Consider the following 20081-nt stretch of genomic DNA (forward strand, 5'->3'; position numbering starts at 1 on the left):
TCATTGTTTATTTATTTATTTATTTATTTTTTTGCTGACTCCCAGACGACTTTGAATCCTTTTTCATTAATTTGCTTAACATATGAAAAAATCAGATTACTACGACTTAAGCGCGTTTGCTGCCAAAATGCCTGATACATCTCTTTGATCATATCCAACTTTTTAGCAGTGGATTTATTACTATTAAGCCTGTTGATAACTTCCTCAAAACAAAAAAGCTTTTTGCAATATTCATCATAGCCATAAAAGCGTGGTAATTGCTCACGCTCTCCATAGCTACGAATATACTGAGCTTGTTGTTGTCCAATCACCTCGCTAAAGCAGAAATTCAATATATCCTTATTGTAAGTACGTACAAACAATACATCAACGTTCTCTAACTGCGGGTTATATTGAGCACCATCTGGGGATAACGGTAGCTTTAATGACATGTCACTTAATCGTCTTTGCGTATTGATATCACCGATTAATGCATACTGTTCATGGTGTATCAAACAAAGCTTATCATGTAAGAAGTTTTTCGTGCCATCCAAGCTATTTTGCAACAATGACTGTGAACAATTAAAGACTAAAGCATCTCGAGCACCATATAATTCGGTCATTGAGCAAAGTCCGGCTTTTGCTACAGCGCCAAGTGAGGGTAAACTCATATTACACCTTTAGATAATCATTTAAATTGCGCTAAATAATAAGGGGCTTAGCGTTTTTTTCAACTTAAAATTACTAAAGCATGGTATCATGGCACGCATAATTTAGTATGGAGCTAAGCACATGATGGATTCTAACTTCTCATTTTTAAGTAAGCACATGACGCATGAATTGGTTATTATTCAATATGCTGAAAAATATTTGGATAGCGACCCTAATGGTAGTGCCACAAAATCACGTACGTTTACTGAGATGCTTGTTAAGCGCATGTATCAAGCCTATCATTTACAGATTCCTTATACCAACAACTTAGCTTCACTACTACAAAATGATGACTTCACCGACTTTGTTGGCAAAGAAGTCATAAGCCACTTAACCCGTGTACGTTTCTGCGGTAATGATTCAACGCATGAGCATAAAGCAACAGCAAATCAAGCTTTTGAAGCATTGCAAAGTGTCTATCTAGTATCGGCATGGTTTGCTATCAGCCAAGGCTGGGTTACTAAAGATCAATTGCCGCGCTTTAAAAAACCAACACCTCACAAAGTAATTACTTTGAAAGAGGAGGAAGTAAAAAAAGCAAAAGAAGATAAAAAAGCATTAGAAGATAAAATCAAACAACTTGAAGCCAAGCTTTTAGAACAAAGTAATGCCCTAGCTAAGCAAGAGGTCACCAGCTTAGCCACTGAAGAAATTGCGGCTATCAAAGAGCGCGGCAGATCAAGCCAAAGTACACTGGACCTTAAAGAAGTTAGTACTCGCGATATCATTAACAGCATGCTAATTGAAGCTAACTGGCGTCTGCCACAAGATAATGATCCCAACGTGATTGATGAATTTCGTATTGCTGAGCAATATCGCAATAAGTCAAATCATGGCTATGCCGATTTTGTCCTCTTAGGTAAAAATGGCAAAGTCATTGGCGTAATTGAAGCCAAATCACCCAAGAAAGATGCAAGCGCTGGAAAATCACAAGCTCAGCTCTATGCCGACGGTATTGAAGCAAAGCAAGGCTTGCGCCCTGTGATTTTTTACAGTAATGGATATGAAACTTATATTTGGTTTGACAATACAGAGCAAACACCTCGCCGCCTTTATGGCTTCTACTCACAGGATGATCTTGAGTACGCACTACAAAAACAGATATATCGCAAGCCTATCGCAAACTTAAGCAAAAACACTGAGATTGCTAATCGTGCTTATCAGCTTAGTGCTGTTGCTACCGTTGCTGAACAGTTTGGTCGCGGTCTTACCATCAAAGATCGTAAAGCTCTACTTGTTCTGGCAACAGGCACCGGTAAGACACGTGTTGCTATCAGCATTTGTGACATGTTACTGCGCGCGGGATTAGCCAAGCGAATTTTATTCTTATGTGATCGACTTGCCCTGCGCAATCAGGCTGAAACACGCTTTAGAGAGTTTTTAACCAACGAACCGATTGCCTTAATTGATGAGAAATCTGCAAGCACACAAGATGCACGCATTTATCTTGCAACCTACAACACGATGAATAATTACTTTAATCGTTTCAGCGTTGGCTTCTTTGATTTGATTATTAGCGATGAGTCACATCGCGGCATTTACAATACCTATCGCAGTTTATTTTTGTACTATGACTCTTTTCAGCTTGGATTAACGGCAACGCCTGTTAACTTCACTCACCGCCATACCTTTGAGTTTTTTGAGTGCGAAAATGGTGTTCCTACTTTTCATTACAGTTATGACCAAGGTGTTGCCGAAGGCTTTCTATGCGACTATAAAAACATCGAAAACTCAACCCAATTTACCCGCGATGGTGTCAAATATCATGAGCTCACCGCTAAACAAAAGCTCGAGTTTGAAGAGTCGTTCAACCTAGAGGAAGATGCGAGCGACGAAGACAAAGAAAAGCACAATATTGAAGCATCACATATCAACAAGAAGATCTTTCTAAAAAGTACTTGTCAGCAAATCATGCGTAATCTCATGGATAATGGCATCAAGTCAGCTGTTGATGGGCTTGTTGGCAAAACCATTGTCTTTGCACAAAATAATAATCACGCATTAACACTTAAAGAAGTGTTTGATGAGCTATACCCTGAACTTCAAGCACGCAATTTTTGCACGGTAATCACCTCTAAAGAAGAACATAGTGCCGAGATGTTCTTGCCATATTTTACCGGTGAAAAAACAGATCATAACAAAGATGTTCGCATTGCCATTTCGGTAGATATGCTTGACACGGGTATTGATATTCCTGAGATCGTTAATCTGGTGTTTGCCAAATCCGTGCGTTCATATACTAAGTTTCTGCAAATGATCGGTCGTGGCACACGGACTTGCGAGAATCTATTTGGACCTGATAAACACAAAGAGTATTTCCAGATTTTTGATCATCATGGCAATTTTAACCACTTTGGCGAGCGCCAAACTATTGCACAGCCTTCACGTTCTCGCTCAACCTCTGAGCGTATTATGCTAAAGCGTATAGCACTGGCTGAGCTATTTAACTCACGTGATCAAAAGGCAGATTTTGATCATGTTATCGCACTGATCAAAGAAGACCTTATCGCTTTGCCACGCAATAACATTTGTATTAAAGAGCGCCTAAGAGATATCGACGCCATACTTGCTGCTAATACGCTCAAAATATTCAAACCGCAAACAATTCACACCCTTAAAGATATCGCCTACTTAATGCAGTATTTGCCTAAAAACGGTCACTCACAAGCTAATGACTTTGATCACCTGATGACTCAATACGCGCTTGAAGTTGAAAAAGGTGGAAGCAAAACACCTAAAATTGCCGATGGCATCAAAGAATTGTTAAGTCGACTTAACCCTGATATCTGTAAAACGCATTTTGAGCAGATTAAATCCTTGGTTGAAACCGATGCACTTGAAAATGCTAAATTTAATGAGCTTGAGACAATCCGCAACCAATTGCGCGACCTAATGGCAACGCTTAATCGCACTGATTACACTGAGTACCTTAATCGTATTGTCATCGATATCGAAGAAAATCCCGATAAGATTATTTACCGCGAATGCAAATACCGAGCCTATGGTGAACGCACGATAGATTACGCCAAGTGCAAGGATGACTTTCAAACGAAGCTGTTGCCGCTTTTTGATCAATATGCCTTGTTAGATAAAATCTTTACCAGCGATGACCAGTTAAGCGGTGATGAGATTGCCCAAGCGATGATTATCATTGAAAAAGATGCCAACATCCCGTTAACAGAGGCCTATGACTTTTTCCCTGAATCAAAGGATAATATCTCCAAGTTATTACGCGCTATTTTCCCACGTAACCCGCTAGAGATTAACAAAGCTTTTAATACGTTTATTGAAGCACATCCAAACCTTAGCGCAACCGCCATGCAAGCGATTAATATGTTGAAGCGCCAAATTATTCGTAATGGTTTTGTTGCTGCCGAAGAGCTTACTGGTGCACCATTTAACAGTTTATCGAATGCTGGACTTTATGATGCATTTGAAAGCGATGAAATTACTATTAAAGTAATGCGTAATCTTGTGACGCCATTTTTACATAAACCCGCAGCTAACTAAGCTTGTGCAGTTTATGCCAACACCCCGTCAGCCTACGGCTGCCACCCCTCTTGCAAAGAGGGGAATTTTTCACCATTGCCATGGCTTCTATGTTGCTCATTCTATGTAACATTACAGACACCCCATTGAGTGAACTGCCCACACACCTAAAAGCTTACCCCCTCTTTGCAACAGAATGGTTATTAACGATTATTCAAACACTTGCAAAATCATAACGTCACACCACCCTACAACCTGTAGCTTTAAGCAGCACGCTTAATTCCCCTCTTTGCAAGAGGGGTGCCGAGCTTGCGAGGCGGGGTGTTGGACAAAGCAGCAGCATATACCGATAATCACGTTTAAAAATCTATTTACAATCCTTAGCCTTTTACGTTATAACAACTGCCATTAATAAAGCATCTACTCTAAGACAAATCACACATGATTACAGGCGATTTAAAAAGCAAAATTGATAGCATTTGGTTGCATTTTCACACCGGTGGCGTCACCAATCCATTAACGGTTATTGAGCAGATTTCTTTTTTGATGTTCTTGCGTCTTCTAGATATCAAAGAAAGCAATAATGAACTCCAAGCACGTTGGGTCAATACCGAATTCACCCCAATTTTCAAAGCCAATGAGCAACATCTACGTTGGTCACACTTTAAAAACCTACCTGCAGGCGAGGTATTTGAAACGGTGCGTGATAAAGTGTTCAAGCATATGCGTGAATTAGCTGATGGCACAGATAACAAGCTTGGCAAGTATATGAAAGACGCGCAGCTGATGATCCAAAAACCATCGCTATTAACCAAAGCGATTGAGATGATCGATAACTTACCGATTACCAATAATGACGTCAAAGGCGATTTGTACGAATATCTCTTATCCAAGCTCACAACAGCAGGCATTAATGGGCAGTTTCGTACACCAAGGCATATTATCAACATGATGGTGGAGATCATGGATCCAAACCCAGAATATGAACGTATCTGTGATCCGGCATGCGGCACTGCGGGCTTTCTGGTTGCGACCATGGAGTATTTACAAAAGACCTTTACCTCAAAAGATGGCATCATCAGCCATGAAGATGGACAAATAACCTATAGCGGCGATCTGTTGACACCTTATCGCCAGCATATCCAGAGTGATCTTTTGCACGGCTTTGACTTTGATGCAACGATGCTAAGAATTGCTGCGATGAATCTCATGCTTCACGGCATCGATACTCCCCTTATTCACTATCAAGACACCTTAGCGAAAGGCTTTAGCAAAGATGACAAAGGCAACAGACAACTTTACGCGCATGAGTATTTTGATCTAATCCTTGCCAATCCACCGTTTAAAGGGAGTCTGGATGCCGATGATGTTGCCGCTGATATTTTAAATGTTGTTAGCACCAAGAAAACTGAACTATTATTTTTAGCGCTGATTTTACGCATGTTGAAAAACGGTGGCAGATCGGCAACGATTGTCCCTGATGGTGTATTATTTGGCTCATCCAAGGCCCATGTTGCCATTCGCAAAAAGCTCGTCGAAGAAAATGCGTTAAAAGGGGTTATTGCTCTGCCTTCTGGCGTGTTTAAGCCATACGCTGGTGTTTCCACTGCGATCTTGATTTTCCAAAAAGCGGGCAAAACCGACAAAACCTTTTACTATAACGTCAAAAATGATGGCTTTTCATTGGATGATAAGCGTAATCCAATCACTGATAATGACCTACCAGATTTAATCGACAAATGGCGCCAGCAAACAACACTTGATCTAACGGATAAAACCAAGCAAGCCTTTGTTGTCGATATCGAAGAAATCCGTGCGAATAACTACGATCTATCGATTAACCGCTACCAAGAGATTGAGCATCAAGCAATTGAGTATCCACCAACGACAGAAATCCTTGCTGAGATTAATGACCTTGAGCGTCAGATTCAGTCAGGATTGAGCAATTTACAGCAATTATTGGAGGAGAAGTGATGTATCCAATGGTTGCTTTGGGAGATGTAACTAATATTATTTCAGGAAGCACCCCATCAACATCTAATGAAACATACTGGGGTAATAATTACTTTTGGATAACACCCGCAGACATTAATGAACATACTGGAAAATTCATTTCTACTACAGCAAAGATGATTACTCAAAAGGCTGTAGATAAATGCAACTTGAAAAAACTGCCCATTGGTAGCGTATTATTATCAAGCAGAGCACCTATAGGAAAAGTTACGATAAATCAGAACGAAATGTATTGTAACCAAGGTTTTAAGTGCTTCGTATGTGACAACAAACTCATTGACAATAACTTTCTATATTATTTCCTGAAAAAAAACACTGACATGCTAAACAACTTAGGAAGAGGGGCAACTTTTAAAGAAATATCTAAATCCATTGTTTCCGAAATACACATTCCCAAGCCAACGATTACAACCCAAAAAAAAATAGCTGCTATTCTTGATCAAGCACAATCTTTAATTGATTGCCGCAAACAACAAATCACAAAGCTTGATCAACTGGCACAAAGCACGTTTTTGGAAATGTTTGGTGATCCGATAACAAATCCGATGGGGTGGGAAAGCATACCACTTGGCAAACTTATGACTATCGTCCGTGGCGGTTCCCCCAGACCAATAGATGAATACTTAAATGGTACTATTCCTTGGATCAAAATTAGTGATGGGACTACCGAAGACAGTATGTATATATCTCAAACAAAACAACATATCATTGAAAAAGGACTAAACAAAACCAGAGTAGTCAATCCTGATGATGTAATTTTTGCTAACTGCGGAGTTAGTCTGGGATTCGCTAGAATTATGAAAATTCAAGGCTGTATTCATGATGGCTGGTTGGCATTTAAAGATATTTCACCATCTTTAAACAAAATCTTTTTGCTAAAACTTATTAATTTACAGACTGCTTATCTACGCAGCATTGCACCAGATGGTACACAACCAAACCTCAACACTACTATCATGAAGGCACATATTATTATGCTACCTCCACTGAGTAGACAAACCCAATTTGCCTTGATCATTGAAGCAATTGAAGCGCAAAAAGCACAACTTAAACAAAGCTTGGTACAGCTTGAGACACAATTTAATGCTTTAATGCAACGGGCATTTAATGGTGAGTTAATCCCTGAGTAAGCAACACCCCGTCAGCCTGCGGCTGCCACCCCTCTTGCAAAGAGGGGAATTTATGATCATTGCCATAGCTACGATGCTATGTTTGATCTATTTCACCAACATCACAAATATGCCGTACAACTAAACTCAAATAATCACAGGTCTTAACTGCCCTATAACGCTCGTGAATCATTTTGTCGTGTTTAATGTCAAAGAAGTTTTTGATAATTTTAAGTCATTGGATTGCCGGTAATAGCTTGGGTTTAAGCGACACGCCCCCATTCCCCTCTTTGCAAGAGGGGTGCCAAGCTTGCGCGGCGGGGTGTTGGAAGAGCAGCTCTAAATTCTTGGCATATACCGCCCATCAATCGATTGCAAACGAAACGCTAAAACGCACTTAAGATAATCCATCACACCTTGAAGATTGCGTTTTACATCTTGATCCAAAATATGAATTACTTGCAGCTGATATTGTCGCAAATAGCTTTCTCTTTCAGCATCATATGCCACTTTAAAATCATGACTGTAGCCATCCACTTCAATCACTACACCTAAGCTGTGGCAGTAAAAATCAACGATATAATGACCAATAATTTTCTGCCGATCGAACTTAAAACCAAGTAACTGTTTTGCCTTTAACTCTTGCCATAACAGCACCTCTGATAAATTTCCAGACTTCCTCAGCTCGCGAGCATAGACCTTTAAACGATTATTTTGTGGTAACTTATCCCACGGATACATGACAAGTCCAATATTGCTATACCATAGCAACAGTATAGCTAGCGGTTTAAATTCTAGATGCTATTTTTAAAACACCCCGTCAGCCTGCGGCTGCCACCCCTCTTGCAAAGAGGGGAATTTATAACCATTGCCATATTGACTATATGATATGCCATTGATTTTATAGATACCCCCGGGTAAACCCGGGGTTCTAAGGCAGCAAAGCTGCCAGTTATTACAAATAGAGCGCCGAAAATACAGCACCATGCCATTAGCTCATATACTTTAACCAATCACTAACCTTAACCTCCCTCTCACAATAAGAATGGATGCCAAAAATTGCCCGAATATTTAAAAGCCATCATACTACACCACTGTATTACCTTTATCATCCGTCGTGGTTGTCTCGTGTTTTGTTTCATAAAAGTATTCAAATTTAAGATGCTTCAGCCCACCTAATTCGCTATCAACACACATATGAAAACCATTTGAGCGATCACCAACGGGAAAACGTTTGAATTGTTCACGCAGTTTTTTGGCGCTAAATGACTCATTTTTAGTAATGCCATATCGCAATTTAAGCATTTTATTGAAACTACATTTTGTGAGCCTGGAAACAGCATGGCTTAATGGGTATACAAAGTGCATATAAATACATAGTGCGACAAGAAAACTAAGTCCTGACACCACCAAAAGCCTAACCTGCCATTCTTTAGCATATAGCTCAAACGCGCTATAGCCGACAGTAATACCTAATGCGACAAATAACCAAATAAAACCCCATGCTTTCGTTGTGCCAAAAGAGATATCATCGCCATACATTGGCAGATCTTCTGCCGCGGCACTTAGACTTTTTTCAACCTTTGCCAACGTCGGGGCATTATTAATTGCATTGATCGTACTGTGTAATGTTGCTAAAACTTTATTATTCATCACAAGCTCCTTATTGCGTTGATAAGCAATAAGATAAACGGCATTTGCGACATATAGCGTCGCATCTTGTGATTTTTTGAGATATTTTTACAAATTCTGCGCTTTGTGCTGCAAATAGTGATCAACAAGCACTAATGCCAACATCGCCTCAGCGATCGGCACACCGCGAATGCCGACACATGGGTCATGGCGTCCTTTGGTAATGACCTCACATTGATCGCCATGAATATCAATTGAGCGCCCAGGCACTAAAATGCTTGAGGTGGGTTTAAAGGCAATACTCGCCAAAATATCTTGCCCTGAGGAGATCCCACCTAAAATGCCACCGGCGTGATTAGTTAAAAAGCCTTGGTCTTTAATGTACTCATCGCGATGCTCACTACCTTTTTGGCTAACAACATCAAAACCATCACCAATAGCTACTGCTTTAACGGCATTAATACTCATCAATGCTTTGGCAATATCAGCATCTAAGCGATCAAATACTGGTTCACCCAATCCAACAGGGATATTGCGTGCAACAACATTAACCTTTGCACCAATAGAATCCCCTTGTTTGCGAATGGACTGCATCAACTCCTCAAGCTGTTGGATCTTTTGAGGATCCGCACAGAAAAAAGGATTCTGCTCAATAAAACTTTGATCTTTAAGCTCAAGTTCAATATCACCAATTTTTGAAACATAGCCAAATATTTCGCTATTAAATCGCTCTTTTAATATCTTTTTAGCAATCGCACCTGCTGCTACACGCATCGCTGTTTCTCGAGCTGATGAGCGTCCACCACCACGATAATCGCGAATACCATATTTATGAAAATAGGTAAAATCAGCATGTCCAGGGCGAAACTGATCTTTGATCTCGCCATAGTCTTTGGATTTTTGATCGGTATTTTCAATAATTAAACCAATCGGCGTACCTGTTGTTTTACCTTCAAACACACCGGATAAAATCTTGACCTGATCGGGTTCGCGTCGCTGTGTGGTAAACTTTGACTGCCCTGGTTTACGTCGATCTAAATCTACTTGAAGATCCTCTTCACTCAATAATAGTCCTGGCGGGCAGCCATCAACAATGGCTCCTAGTGCCAAACCATGACTCTCACCAAAGGTGGTGACCTTAAATAAGGTTCCTAATGTATTACCTGGCATCTTGATAGCCCTCGGTAAATATTGCTCGGTAAGTTTTGAGTTCATCATAGGTCAATAAGAACACACCATCGCCTCCATCTTCAAAGTTAAGCCAAGTGAAAGGCACGCTTTGAAAGGCTTCTTGTAACGCATATTGGCTATTGCCGACTTCAACGATTAACACACCACCTTCATTCAGATAATCAAGCGCTTCAACTAAGATCTTGCGAGTGATATCTAAGCCATCATCACCTGAGCCTAATGCCAATGCCGGCTCTTTTAAATATTCTTGTGGCATCGATGCTAAATCATTCATGTCAACATACGGTGGATTAGAAATAATCAAATCAAACTTTTGCCCCGCTAGATTTGCAAACAAATCCGATTGTACGGCAGTGACACGTTGCTCCATATCATGCTGCTTGATATTACGCTTAGCAACCTCGAGTGCGTCTTCTGAAATATCACTTAATATCACTTCTGCATCAGGAAATACATGTGCCGCCGCAATACCGATACAGCCACTTCCAGTACATAGATCCAATACGCGCTCAACATTATGATGATTCACCCATGGCTCAAACTCATTGCGAATCAGCTCGCCAATTGGTGAACGTGGCACGATAACGCGTTGATCAACATAGAACTTCATCCCCGCAAACCATGCCGTTTTTGTCAAATATGGCAATGGCACACGATCAACCACGCGTCTGTAAACCCACTTAATGACTTTTTGACGCTCCAAATGGGTTAAACGCGCATCCAAAATACGATTATCAATATCCAATGGCAAGTAAAGCGCTTGCAACACTAAATGTACTGCTTCATCCCATGCCGAATCCGTACCATGCCCATAAAAAAGCTCTGCCTCTAGAAAACGAGATGTCGCCCAACGCAAATAATCACGAATTGTATGTAAGTCCTGCGCTAATGCATCGACATTAACATCGCCACCAAATATATCACTCATCTTTTATCCTCTTTCACGCTTTATGTGCCTTACGCTCTTTTCCAGATTGTGCCCGTTGCTGAGTCTTCAAGCAACACACCTTGCTCTGCTAGCGTTTGGCGAATCTGGTCTGCTTTGGCATAGTCTTTATTCTTTTTCGCATCAATACGCTCAGCAATCATAGTTTCAATCACCTCATCACTTAGGTCATTATCACAGCTATGCTTAAAATAGCTCTCTGGCGAGTGCTTAAGGATGCCTAATACATTAGCAAGTTCTAATAACAACTTAGCAAAGCCAGCTGCTTTTTGTTGGTCACTTGCGCGATATTTATTGATCTCTTTGGCAATGGCAAATAACACTGGCAAAGCCTCTGGTGTATTAAAGTCATTATTCATCGCTTGTTTGAAGTCATTCACATACTGTGCTGCTTCTGCTGCTTCTACAGTATTTTCAGTAATCTCAAGACCACGCAATGCCGTGTATAAACGCTCAATTGCTGCTTTTGCCTGATCTAAGTTCTCTTTAGAGTAATTAATCTCACTGCGATATTGCCCTGAAATCAAAAAGAAGCGCACCACTTCAGGGTGATACTCAGATAATACCTCTTTAATGGTAAAGAAGTTATTCAATGATTTGGACATCTTCTCATCATCAACCTGCACCATGCCAGAGTGCAACCAATAATTAGCAAAGCTGCAACCATTAGCCGCTTCCGATTGCGCGATCTCATTCTCATGATGCGGAAAGCGTAAATCTGAGCCTCCTGCATGAATATCAAAATTATCACCCAAGAGTTTTTTAGACATCGCCGAGCACTCAATATGCCAACCAGGGCGCCCCTGCCCCCATGGTGAGTCCCAACTTGGCTCACCGGTTTTGGCAGCTTTCCACAATACAAAATCTAAAGGATTTTCTTTTTGTTCATTACTTTCAATCCGCGCACCAACACGCAAATGCTCTAAACTCTGCTTACTTAATTTGCCATAGTCTTTAAACTCCTCAACGCGATAATAAACATCGCCATTGCCAGGTGCGTAAGCAAAGTCCTTAGCAATCAGGCTTTCGATCATCTGGCACATCTCAGGAATCGTTTGCGTGGCTCGTGGGTCAAAGTCAGGTCTTAGGATATTTAAACGATCTAAATCGTCATACATGCTTTTGATCGTACGCTCAACGAGTGCATCGGTTGATTCACCGTTTTCATTGGCACGCTTAATAATCTTATCATCAATATCGGTGATATTGCGCACATAAGTCACATCGTAATTGCAAAAGCGAAAATAACGCACGATGACATCAAAAGCAATCTGCGTGCGTGCATGTCCAATATGACAATCATCATAAACCGTCATACCACAGACGTACATTTTTAATTTTTGTGGGCTAATCGGCTGAAAAAGCTCCTTTTTTCCAGATAATGAATTGTATAAATAGATACTCATGAATCTTGCATTGGCATGGTTATAATAAGCTTATGTTACCATCGCCTTAGCAAGGTTGAAATACACAATTCACAATTGTGTCATTTTATGCTTTAAGCTCTGGCGTCGGCTGACCGATATCGTTATAAAATTCTTGCACAAAATCCTCAAAACGATCTTCATCTAGCGCGTTACGGATATTCTTCATCAAGCGCTGATAATAAGTGATATTGTGAATCGTGTTTAAACGCGCACCCAGGCTTTCCTTGGTTTTATCCAAATGATGTAAATAACTTCTTGAGAAATTCTTGCAAGTGTAACAATCGCAACTCTCATCCAAAGGTGAGGTATCTGTTTTATATTGACTGTTGCGAATACGGATAACACCGCTTTTCACAAACAAATGACCATTGCGGGCATTCCTTGATGGCATCACGCAATCAAACATATCTACACCTCGGCGCACACCCTCAACCAGATCTTGCGGCTTACCAACACCCATTAAATAGCGCGGCTTATTTTCAGGCATTTGATGTGCGGTATGATCTAAAATACGAATCATGTCAGGCTTTGGTTCACCAACAGACAAACCACCAATCGCATAACCATCAAAGCCAATATCCGTTAATGCTTTTAAGGATTGATCACGTAAATGCTCATACATCCCACCTTGGATAATCCCAAATAAGGCCGAGGGATTATCGCCATGCGCGATTTTACTTCTTAGTGCCCAACGCATCGACAACTCCATCGATGCCTTTGTTTCAAGCTCTGTTGCCGGATACGGTGTACACTCATCAAAACACATCACGATATCAGATCCTAGATCACGCTGAATCTGCATTGATATCTCAGGATCTAAAAACACTTTAGAACCATCAAGTGGCGAGCGAAAGGTAACCCCTTCCTCAGTAAGCTTTCTAAGCGCGCCCAGACTAAACACCTGAAAGCCACCCGAATCCGTTAATATCGGTCCTTGCCACTGCATAAAATCATGCAAATCACCATGCATTTTGACAATCTCAGTTCCTGGGCGCAGCCATAAGTGAAAAGTATTGCCAAGTAAGATCTCAGCACCCGTAGCTTTAACATCTTCAGGTGACAAAGATTTAACCGCACCATAGGTTCCTACTGGCATAAACGCAGGCGTTTGTACCTGCCCACGCTCAAACGTTAAGGTGCCGCGACGCGCTTTGGCACTCTTTTTTAATAAAGTAAATTTCATGTTATGCGACCACTATCGACAATAAAGGGCTCATAATATACCCTCAGATAAAAAGGGGAAACGTTATTTTAATGATTATTCTAAAATAGCGATCATATCTTCCAAGGGGCGCGCAATGGCAGCTTTGGCTGTCGTTTCCAATATTGGGCGCTGCATTAATTTAGGTGTTTTTACTAAAATCTCTGCAATTTCACTATCTGAGAGTTTCTCAACATCATTGATATTCAAAGCTTTGAAATCATCATCACCACTGCGAATAAGCATGTGTTTGGCAACGGTCAACTTCTCTGAAATTCGCAATATATCTGCTTGAGATAACGGGGTATTGAGATACTCAATCACTTCAACGTCATAATTATTTTGCGTTAAAAACTCGAATGCCGCACGCGATTTACTGCAGCGGGGGTTATGATATAGCCTATACATATTGTTTTATTCTGAGGTTTATTTATTTGCGATACCGCAATGCTAAACTACCATAGTGTGATCAACAATATCTTTCGTCACATTATTTATAATCATTTGAAATTTCACCAGAAACGGTTTTGAGAGTGGTAGCTACGACTGGACTTGAACCAGTGACCCCAGCATTATGAATGCTGTGCTCTAACCAACTGAGCTACGTAGCCACAACAGGGAGGAATATTAGCAAGATTGGCTTTGTTGTCAATGATTTTTTTTATTTTTATCCCAGCACCCGCAAAATTAGCCGATAGGTGCTGATTTTTGCTGGGATTGTGTCTATAATGTCCGCCTTATTGCTGCAGAAAGATTGACTGGCAAGCGTTTTCACCACTGCCCATAGATCTAAAAACAGTTGTCGCGATAATGTATAAAACAAAATACGAGTAAACACAAAGTAGGAACATTTTAGATGTCTGACGGTAGAAATAAACTTAATGATTTTTCATTACTAAAATCATTGGTCGGTGGCAAAAGCATCAAAGACAAAACAGATCGCTTACGTAAAGCGCATGCGGCAAAACGTAATGAACCAAGCGATACCAAAGCGCCAAGCTCAACACCTAGACCAAATACTGCTACCAAGCAAGCCCCTCAGACAAGACAAGAGCGTGTCAATCAGCAACGCACACCGTTTCGCATGCCACAATATGGTCAAAAGCAACATGAAGAGCTAGTTGTTGACATGCCCGATGCTCAAGAAGATGAACTGATCATTGAGATCGATCTACAAAAAGAACTCTATAAAGAAGAACAACGCCTATTTAAATGGCTTTGCGCACGCTTTCCAAAATGCTTCAATCCACGCGATAAGCGTCCATTAAAAATCGGCATTAGTGACGATATCGAAGTGATTTATTACAACGAACATTTTTCGCCGATTGACCAATATGTTCTAAAGAAAGTGATTAAACGCTATGTTGGCGACACCCGCTATCAGCGCTCAGTGCTTGAGCACAAGCAACGCTTTAACCTTTATGGCAAGCCAGTTGAAAGCTTTAGTGATGATCATGTTGCCTATGCTAAGCAGCGTTTAGATGAAATTGCCGAGAAAGCTTACCTGCGTTCTCAAGGCATTGATATTAAAACATATTATCAACAAAAGCGTGAACAAGAAAAGCAAGCGCTAGAGCAGACTGAAAACATCAATCAAGCAACTGACAGTAATGCTCAAACTAACGATACCAAAACAAACTCATAACGTTTTACCCTGATCTTTTATCTTCTTCTTATTCCAATACTTTAGCACGACTGATTTCAGGCAATCAAAGTTACACACTTTTTCTATTTCAACACCCCGCCTCGCAAGCTCGGCACCCTTGCTTGTACTTGGTTGAACAATTGATCAATAAATGCTAAATTGGACAAATGTTCTATTTATTGCGTTTGCATTTATGACTAATCATAATCTTTCTAACGACAAACCAAGCATCTTGCTATTAAGCATTATTAGCGTATTGCTTGGCTGCAGCTACTTTATGGCATCAGATATGTATGTCCCAAGCTTGCCAAGCATGAGTCATGCATTATCTGCAAGCTCAAGCATGGCGCGCATGACAATTGGCGCATTTTTAGTGGCATTAGCTTTCTCCCAATTATTCTACGGTCCCGCATCTGACAAGATGGGACGCAAAAAAATCATTTATCTCGGTGCGATTATCTATCTTGTTGGTAGCATATTTTGTATGTTTGCTTGGAGCATTGACACATTAATTGTTGGACGGATTATTCAGGGCGTTGGCACAGGCGCATTGCTGCCATTATCACGTGTCATCGTCCAAGACTCTGTTAGCAAAGATAAATTCATTCAAATCGTTAGCTGGATCAGTTTGTTTTTTATGCTTGCACCTGCTGGTGCTCCGGTGATTGGTGGCTTAATACAGACCTATGCCAACTGGCGTGTTAGCTTTCTTGTGATGTTTATACTTGTTCTTGCCGTCGCTATTGTTGTTTTTAGCATGCTGCCTGAAACGCACCCTATTGCCAAAAGAAATGTCAATGCACTAAAACCTAAGCATCTTATCAGTAGTTATTTTGAGGTTATTACCCATGCCCCCTTTGTTATCTACACTTTTTGCATGATTGCCGGATTCTCTGGGCTTGTTGGCTTTTACACCGTTGGACCATTTATCTTGATCAAAAAATTTGGTGTTAGCCCACAGGATTTTGGTTTTTTCTCAATTGCTATTGTTGGTTCGGCATTTGTAACACGTCTTTACATGTCGATGATTTCGTTGAAAAAATTTGGAACCACTGCCACTCTGTTCCAAGGTCTATCACTAATGGTTATTGCTAGCTGTATCTTATTAATCAGCTCAGCTGCAAGGTATGCCGGCAGTAAGACCCTAGTCATATGCGTCGCACTTTACGCCATGGGTGGCAGCATGGTTGGTCCCACTGTTGTCGGTGTTGCTTTATCTTTCTTTAGTCACAAAGCCGGTGCCGCAGGTGCTGTTTATGGTTTCTTGCAGATGTTTGGCTTGTTCTTGGTGAGCACTGTCGCTGCCATGATCCCCGAAAAAATAGTTGATTACTCAATCATTATTTTTGTGATGTCTTTGACTGCATTCACACTCTTTAGTCTACTGACTTTCAAGCAACGTTATCTTTTAACCAATCAAACCGCATGTGCCTCTTGAATTAAAACAATATTCTCAAAGCACAATGCTTGACAAGCAAAAGGGCTTGGCGGGATACTAGTGCGATATAAAATATCTGTACGCAATGACGTGATGCTGCCTATTCTTGATAAATTTTCCACTGAACATGCTCACTGCAAAGAGTTTACCAATGAACTACTAACCTTAGGCTTTAAAGGTGATATACAACACGATTACGCCACCCGAATCAGTAGCTCAATTGATAATAGTATCTATCAAGTCGTGCCTGAGCTTGTTCTTTTCCCTAAAGAGCAAGCTGATATTCTCAAGATTTTTACCTTGGCAAATAGCAAAGCCTTCCAGACACTTAAATTTAGCGCACGCGGTGCTGGCACTGGCACCAATGGTCAATCGCTAACTTCTGGCATCATTATTGATACTAGTCGCTATATGAATAATATTTTAGAGATTAATCTGAAAGAAAACTATGTTTTAGTTGAGCCGGGCGTTGTCCTTGATCAACTGAATGAAATGCTGGCACCACACAAAGTGTTTTTCGCACCTAATTTATCACCAAGTAATCGTGCTACGATCGGTGGCATGGCAAGCACAGATGCTTGCGGCAAAGGCTCACGTATTTATGGGCGCACCAGTGAACACTTATTGGAATTAGAATGCGTACTTAGTGATGGTGAAGGTGTATCATTTGAAAAAATAGATGCCAATAATCTAGATACACTTATCGATGAGCACTCTAGGCGACACTCATTGTTGAGCAAGATCTATCAATCCGTAGCAACTGAAGTGATTGCCCAATATAACAAGATCACTGCGCAATTTCCAAAACTTGATCGCTTCATGACAGGATATAATCTTGCTAAGTGTTATGATCCGCATAAACAGAGTGTTAATCTTAATTATCTGATTTCAGGTGCTGAAGGCACGTTGGCATTTATTACTAAGCTTAAGCTAAAGCTCACTACCATTCCAAGCCACAAGGTCCTATTTGCTATTAGCTATAGTGATTTTGACTTAGCATTACGCGATGCTAAAAACCTACTAAGTTTAAACCCTGCAGCAATCGAAACCATTGATGATAATATCCTTAAATTGGCTAAAGAAGATGAGATTTACCCACAAATTCGCCCTATGCTTGAAGTCCACGCCAATCATGACATTGCTGCCATTAACCTGATTGAATTTATTGCCCATAGCGATGAAGAATTAAGTGCTAAAACTCAACAAGCCAAAGACCATCTAGACACGCAAGAACGTAGCTACTATCTTGCAACCGATAGTGATGAGATGGCTGTATTATGGGAGCTTCGCAAAAAGGGAGTCGGCTTATTAGGTGCAATGAAAGGTGCGAAAAAGCCAATTCCATTTATGGAGGATACGGCTGTCCCACCTGAAAATCTTGCTGATTACATTGTTGAACTAAGAGCGCTTTTAGATAGTTATAATCTGCGGTATGGGATGTTTGGTCACGTTGACGTTGGCTGCTTGCATATGCGTCCCGCATTGGATATGAACGACCCGAAAGATCAAGCACTGGTTGTCAAATTAACTAAAGAGGTCAACGATCTTGTCAAAAAGTACGGTGGCGTTTACTGGTCAGAGCATGGCAAAGGCTTTAGAAGCGAATACGTCAAAGACTATTTTGGTGATGAGCTGCATACTTCTTTGCAGAAAATTAAAAAAGCATTTGACCCGTATAACAAATTAAACCCAGGCAAAATTGTTGTGCCTTTTGCCAGCGATGATGAACTGGTCAAAGTCAATGGTCCCTTTCGCGGAACCGAAGATGCCAAGGTTGATAATAGCACCCAAAAACTGTTCTCAGGCGCATTTGATTGCAATGGCAATGCCGCTTGCTTAAATTACCATCCTGATCAAGTAATGTGCCCATCGGCAAAAGTGTCACATAACTGGGTATACTCACCCAAAGGACGTACCGCGCTTTTACGTGAATGGTTAAAACAACTTGCTGAAAAAGACTATAAGCCTAGTCCATTTTCGACTGCTTCATCCACTAAAAAACAAAGCGTCAATAAGAATGACTTTTCTTACGAGGTCTATCAATCACTCGATAAATGCTTAGGCTGCAAAGCTTGTGCCACTGCTTGCCCAATCAAGGTTGATGTGCCAGCGATGAAACCGATGTTTTTAGCAGAATATCATAAACGCTACAAGCGCCCTTTAAAGGACTATGCGATTAAATATGTCGAACAAACGGCTAAATGGCAAAGCTTAAGCCCATCGTTTATGAACTCAGTACAGTCCGCGCCATTTATAAAGACATGGATCAACAATAAACTTAAGCTTGTTGACGCGCCACTGCTCTCTCAAGAAACCCTAAAAGCAGGTCTTAGAAAGCGTAATGCGCCAAGCTTTAGTATTGAAAAGTTAAAAGAAAAACAAGCAATCAACCCACAAAAAACAGTTTGTATCGTTCAAGATGCGTTTACTAGCTTTTACAACGCTGAAGTTGTCTTGTCAGTATATGACTTATTAACAAAACTTGGGTTTTATGTCTTTGTATTGCCCTTTTATGAAAATGGTAAAGCCGCACACGTTAAAGGGTTCTTGACTTACTTCCACAAAAAGGCTGCACGAGCCACTGCCTTTTATAATCAAATTGCACGTTTAAATGTCCCGCTGATCGGTATTGATCCGAGCATGACCTTGGTTTATCGTGATGAATATCCCACGGTGTTAAAAGACCAAGTACAATTTAAAGTTGAGCTATTACAGGAATGGCTTGTCAAACAGCTGCCAGCTATTAATATTAAAGCCAAAGATCATGCGACAACATTATCCTTACTAGCCCACTGCTCAGAGCGCTCACTTGCTGCCATTTCGATGCTTCACTGGCAAAAAATATTTAAAGCCTTTGGCGCTAAGCTTATGATTGAAAAAGTTGGTTGCTGTGGCATGGCAGGCACTTTTGGACATGAAAAAGATAACCTTGCATTATCCAAAGAGATTTATGCTTCAAGCTGGCAAAAGAAAATAGACTCAAGAGATCAAAGCAAGCAATATCTGGCGACAGGCTTCTCTTGTCGCTGTCAGGTTAAACGGTTTAGCAACAAACAATTACAGTACCCCGCCGTTCACCTTTTAGAGTTGCTCAATTAAGTTAAAAAATCAAAATCTTTGTGGGATTAGGGCATATGTTACTGGATTTTAATGGCGATTTTTGCTAACTTCACAGCCCTGCAAGGTTATTAGCTTGCAAAGTTATGCACCCGTAGCTCAGCTGGATAGAGCGTTGGCCTCCGGAGCCAAAGGTCGGACGTTCAAATCGTCTCGGGTGCGCCAGCTTTAAAGCTTAATAAG

14 protein-coding genes and 2 tRNA genes are annotated in these 20081 nt (G+C 40.7%); 7 read left to right on the forward strand and 9 right to left on the reverse strand.

All coding sequences use genetic code 11. The features are described 5' to 3' along the window. Positions 1–23: 23 nt before the first annotated feature. A complete protein-coding gene (locus tag DNJ75_RS07790; protein ID WP_117002889.1) occupies positions 24–650 on the reverse strand; it encodes a hypothetical protein in 627 nt (208 codons plus the stop codon). Between the two features lie 121 nt (positions 651–771). Between DNJ75_RS07790 and DNJ75_RS07795 the strand changes: the two genes are divergently transcribed. The 3 genes from DNJ75_RS07795 (at position 772) to DNJ75_RS07805 (ending at position 7322) form a co-directional block, all read left to right on the forward strand. Next, positions 772–4200 carry a DEAD/DEAH box helicase family protein gene (locus DNJ75_RS07795; RefSeq protein ID WP_117002890.1) on the forward strand — a complete coding sequence of 1143 codons (3429 nt, stop codon included), beginning with the start codon at positions 772–774 and terminating at the stop codon, positions 4198–4200. 420 nt (positions 4201–4620) lie between these two features. Next, the gene (locus DNJ75_RS07800) at positions 4621–6153 is read left to right on the forward strand and encodes a type I restriction-modification system subunit M (protein ID WP_117002891.1); all 1533 of its coding nucleotides are present in this window, start codon (positions 4621–4623) and stop codon (positions 6151–6153) included. After that, entirely contained in the window at positions 6153–7322 is a 1170-nt protein-coding gene (locus tag DNJ75_RS07805; RefSeq protein WP_117002892.1) for a restriction endonuclease subunit S, read from the forward strand. Before DNJ75_RS07800 ends, DNJ75_RS07805 begins: the two co-directional genes overlap by 1 nt. Positions 7323–7640: 318 nt before the next feature. Here the strand turns inward: DNJ75_RS07805 and DNJ75_RS07810 are convergent, their stop codons facing one another. The 8 genes from DNJ75_RS07810 to DNJ75_RS07845 form a co-directional block, all read right to left on the reverse strand. Next, positions 7641–8042, reverse strand: a complete 402-nt coding sequence (locus DNJ75_RS07810) for an endonuclease domain-containing protein (RefSeq protein WP_117002893.1) — start codon at positions 8040–8042, stop codon at positions 7641–7643. A gap of 345 nt (positions 8043–8387) precedes the next feature. After that, positions 8388–8954, reverse strand: coding sequence for a hypothetical protein (locus DNJ75_RS07815; protein WP_117002894.1), 567 nt, complete (start codon positions 8952–8954; stop codon positions 8388–8390). An 87-nt stretch (positions 8955–9041) separates the two neighbouring features. Then, positions 9042–10103, reverse strand: a complete 1062-nt coding sequence (aroC, locus tag DNJ75_RS07820; protein WP_117002895.1) for a chorismate synthase — start codon at positions 10101–10103, stop codon at positions 9042–9044. Beyond that, positions 10093–11052, reverse strand: a complete 960-nt coding sequence (prmB, locus tag DNJ75_RS07825) for a 50S ribosomal protein L3 N(5)-glutamine methyltransferase (protein WP_117002896.1) — start codon at positions 11050–11052, stop codon at positions 10093–10095. Before prmB ends, aroC begins: the two co-directional genes overlap by 11 nt. 29 nt (positions 11053–11081) lie before the next feature. After that, on the reverse strand, positions 11082–12470 hold the full coding sequence (gene cysS, locus DNJ75_RS07830) for a cysteine--tRNA ligase (protein WP_170137206.1): 1389 nt from the start codon (positions 12468–12470) through the stop codon (positions 11082–11084). Between the two features lie 91 nt (positions 12471–12561). Then, positions 12562–13680: a tRNA guanosine(34) transglycosylase Tgt gene (gene tgt / locus DNJ75_RS07835; RefSeq protein WP_117002898.1), complete on the reverse strand. Its 1119-nt coding sequence runs from the start codon at positions 13678–13680 to the stop codon at positions 12562–12564. A 75-nt stretch (positions 13681–13755) separates the two neighbouring features. Continuing rightward, on the reverse strand, positions 13756–14106 hold the full coding sequence (locus DNJ75_RS07840) for an ArsC/Spx/MgsR family protein (RefSeq protein WP_117002899.1): 351 nt from the start codon (positions 14104–14106) through the stop codon (positions 13756–13758). A 126-nt stretch (positions 14107–14232) separates the two neighbouring features. Then, positions 14233–14309, reverse strand: a tRNA-Met gene (locus DNJ75_RS07845). A 245-nt stretch (positions 14310–14554) separates the two neighbouring features. Between DNJ75_RS07845 and DNJ75_RS07850 the strand changes: the two genes are divergently transcribed. From DNJ75_RS07850 to DNJ75_RS07865, 4 genes are all read left to right on the forward strand, one after another. Then, the gene (locus DNJ75_RS07850) at positions 14555–15343 is read left to right on the forward strand and encodes a ProQ/FINO family protein (RefSeq protein WP_117002900.1); all 789 of its coding nucleotides are present in this window, start codon (positions 14555–14557) and stop codon (positions 15341–15343) included. A gap of 193 nt (positions 15344–15536) precedes the next feature. Continuing rightward, on the forward strand, positions 15537–16781 hold the full coding sequence (locus DNJ75_RS07855) for a multidrug effflux MFS transporter (protein WP_157968264.1): 1245 nt from the start codon (positions 15537–15539) through the stop codon (positions 16779–16781). Positions 16782–16874: 93 nt separating this feature from the next. Further along, complete coding sequence (locus DNJ75_RS07860) at positions 16875–19880, forward strand: FAD-binding and (Fe-S)-binding domain-containing protein (RefSeq protein WP_117002902.1); 3006 nt, start codon at positions 16875–16877, stop codon at positions 19878–19880. A gap of 106 nt (positions 19881–19986) precedes the next feature. Further along, positions 19987–20063 (forward strand) — tRNA-Arg (locus DNJ75_RS07865). The last annotated feature ends 18 nt before the right edge of the window (positions 20064–20081 follow it).

It is taken from the genome of Cysteiniphilum litorale (assembly GCF_003428165.1).
GTDB lineage: Bacteria > Pseudomonadota > Gammaproteobacteria > Francisellales > Francisellaceae > Caedibacter > Caedibacter litoralis.

Coding starts and splice junctions, on each gene's coding strand:
- aroC (WP_117002895.1), bottom strand. CDS start 10,103: ATGCCAGGTAATACATTAGGAACCTTATTTAAGGTCACCACCTTTGGT.
- DNJ75_RS07805 (WP_117002892.1), top strand. CDS start 6,153: ATGTATCCAATGGTTGCTTTGGGAGATGTAACTAATATTATTTCAGGA.
- DNJ75_RS07795 (WP_117002890.1), top strand. CDS start 772: ATGATGGATTCTAACTTCTCATTTTTAAGTAAGCACATGACGCATGAA.
- tgt (WP_117002898.1), bottom strand. CDS start 13,680: ATGAAATTTACTTTATTAAAAAAGAGTGCCAAAGCGCGTCGCGGCACC.
- DNJ75_RS07855 (WP_157968264.1), top strand. CDS start 15,537: ATGACTAATCATAATCTTTCTAACGACAAACCAAGCATCTTGCTATTA.
- DNJ75_RS07850 (WP_117002900.1), top strand. CDS start 14,555: ATGTCTGACGGTAGAAATAAACTTAATGATTTTTCATTACTAAAATCA.
- DNJ75_RS07860 (WP_117002902.1), top strand. CDS start 16,875: ATGCTGCCTATTCTTGATAAATTTTCCACTGAACATGCTCACTGCAAA.
- DNJ75_RS07810 (WP_117002893.1), bottom strand. CDS start 8,042: ATGTATCCGTGGGATAAGTTACCACAAAATAATCGTTTAAAGGTCTAT.
- DNJ75_RS07790 (WP_117002889.1), bottom strand. CDS start 650: ATGAGTTTACCCTCACTTGGCGCTGTAGCAAAAGCCGGACTTTGCTCA.
- prmB (WP_117002896.1), bottom strand. CDS start 11,052: ATGAGTGATATATTTGGTGGCGATGTTAATGTCGATGCATTAGCGCAG.
- DNJ75_RS07800 (WP_117002891.1), top strand. CDS start 4,621: ATGATTACAGGCGATTTAAAAAGCAAAATTGATAGCATTTGGTTGCAT.
- DNJ75_RS07840 (WP_117002899.1), bottom strand. CDS start 14,106: ATGTATAGGCTATATCATAACCCCCGCTGCAGTAAATCGCGTGCGGCA.
- DNJ75_RS07815 (WP_117002894.1), bottom strand. CDS start 8,954: ATGAATAATAAAGTTTTAGCAACATTACACAGTACGATCAATGCAATT.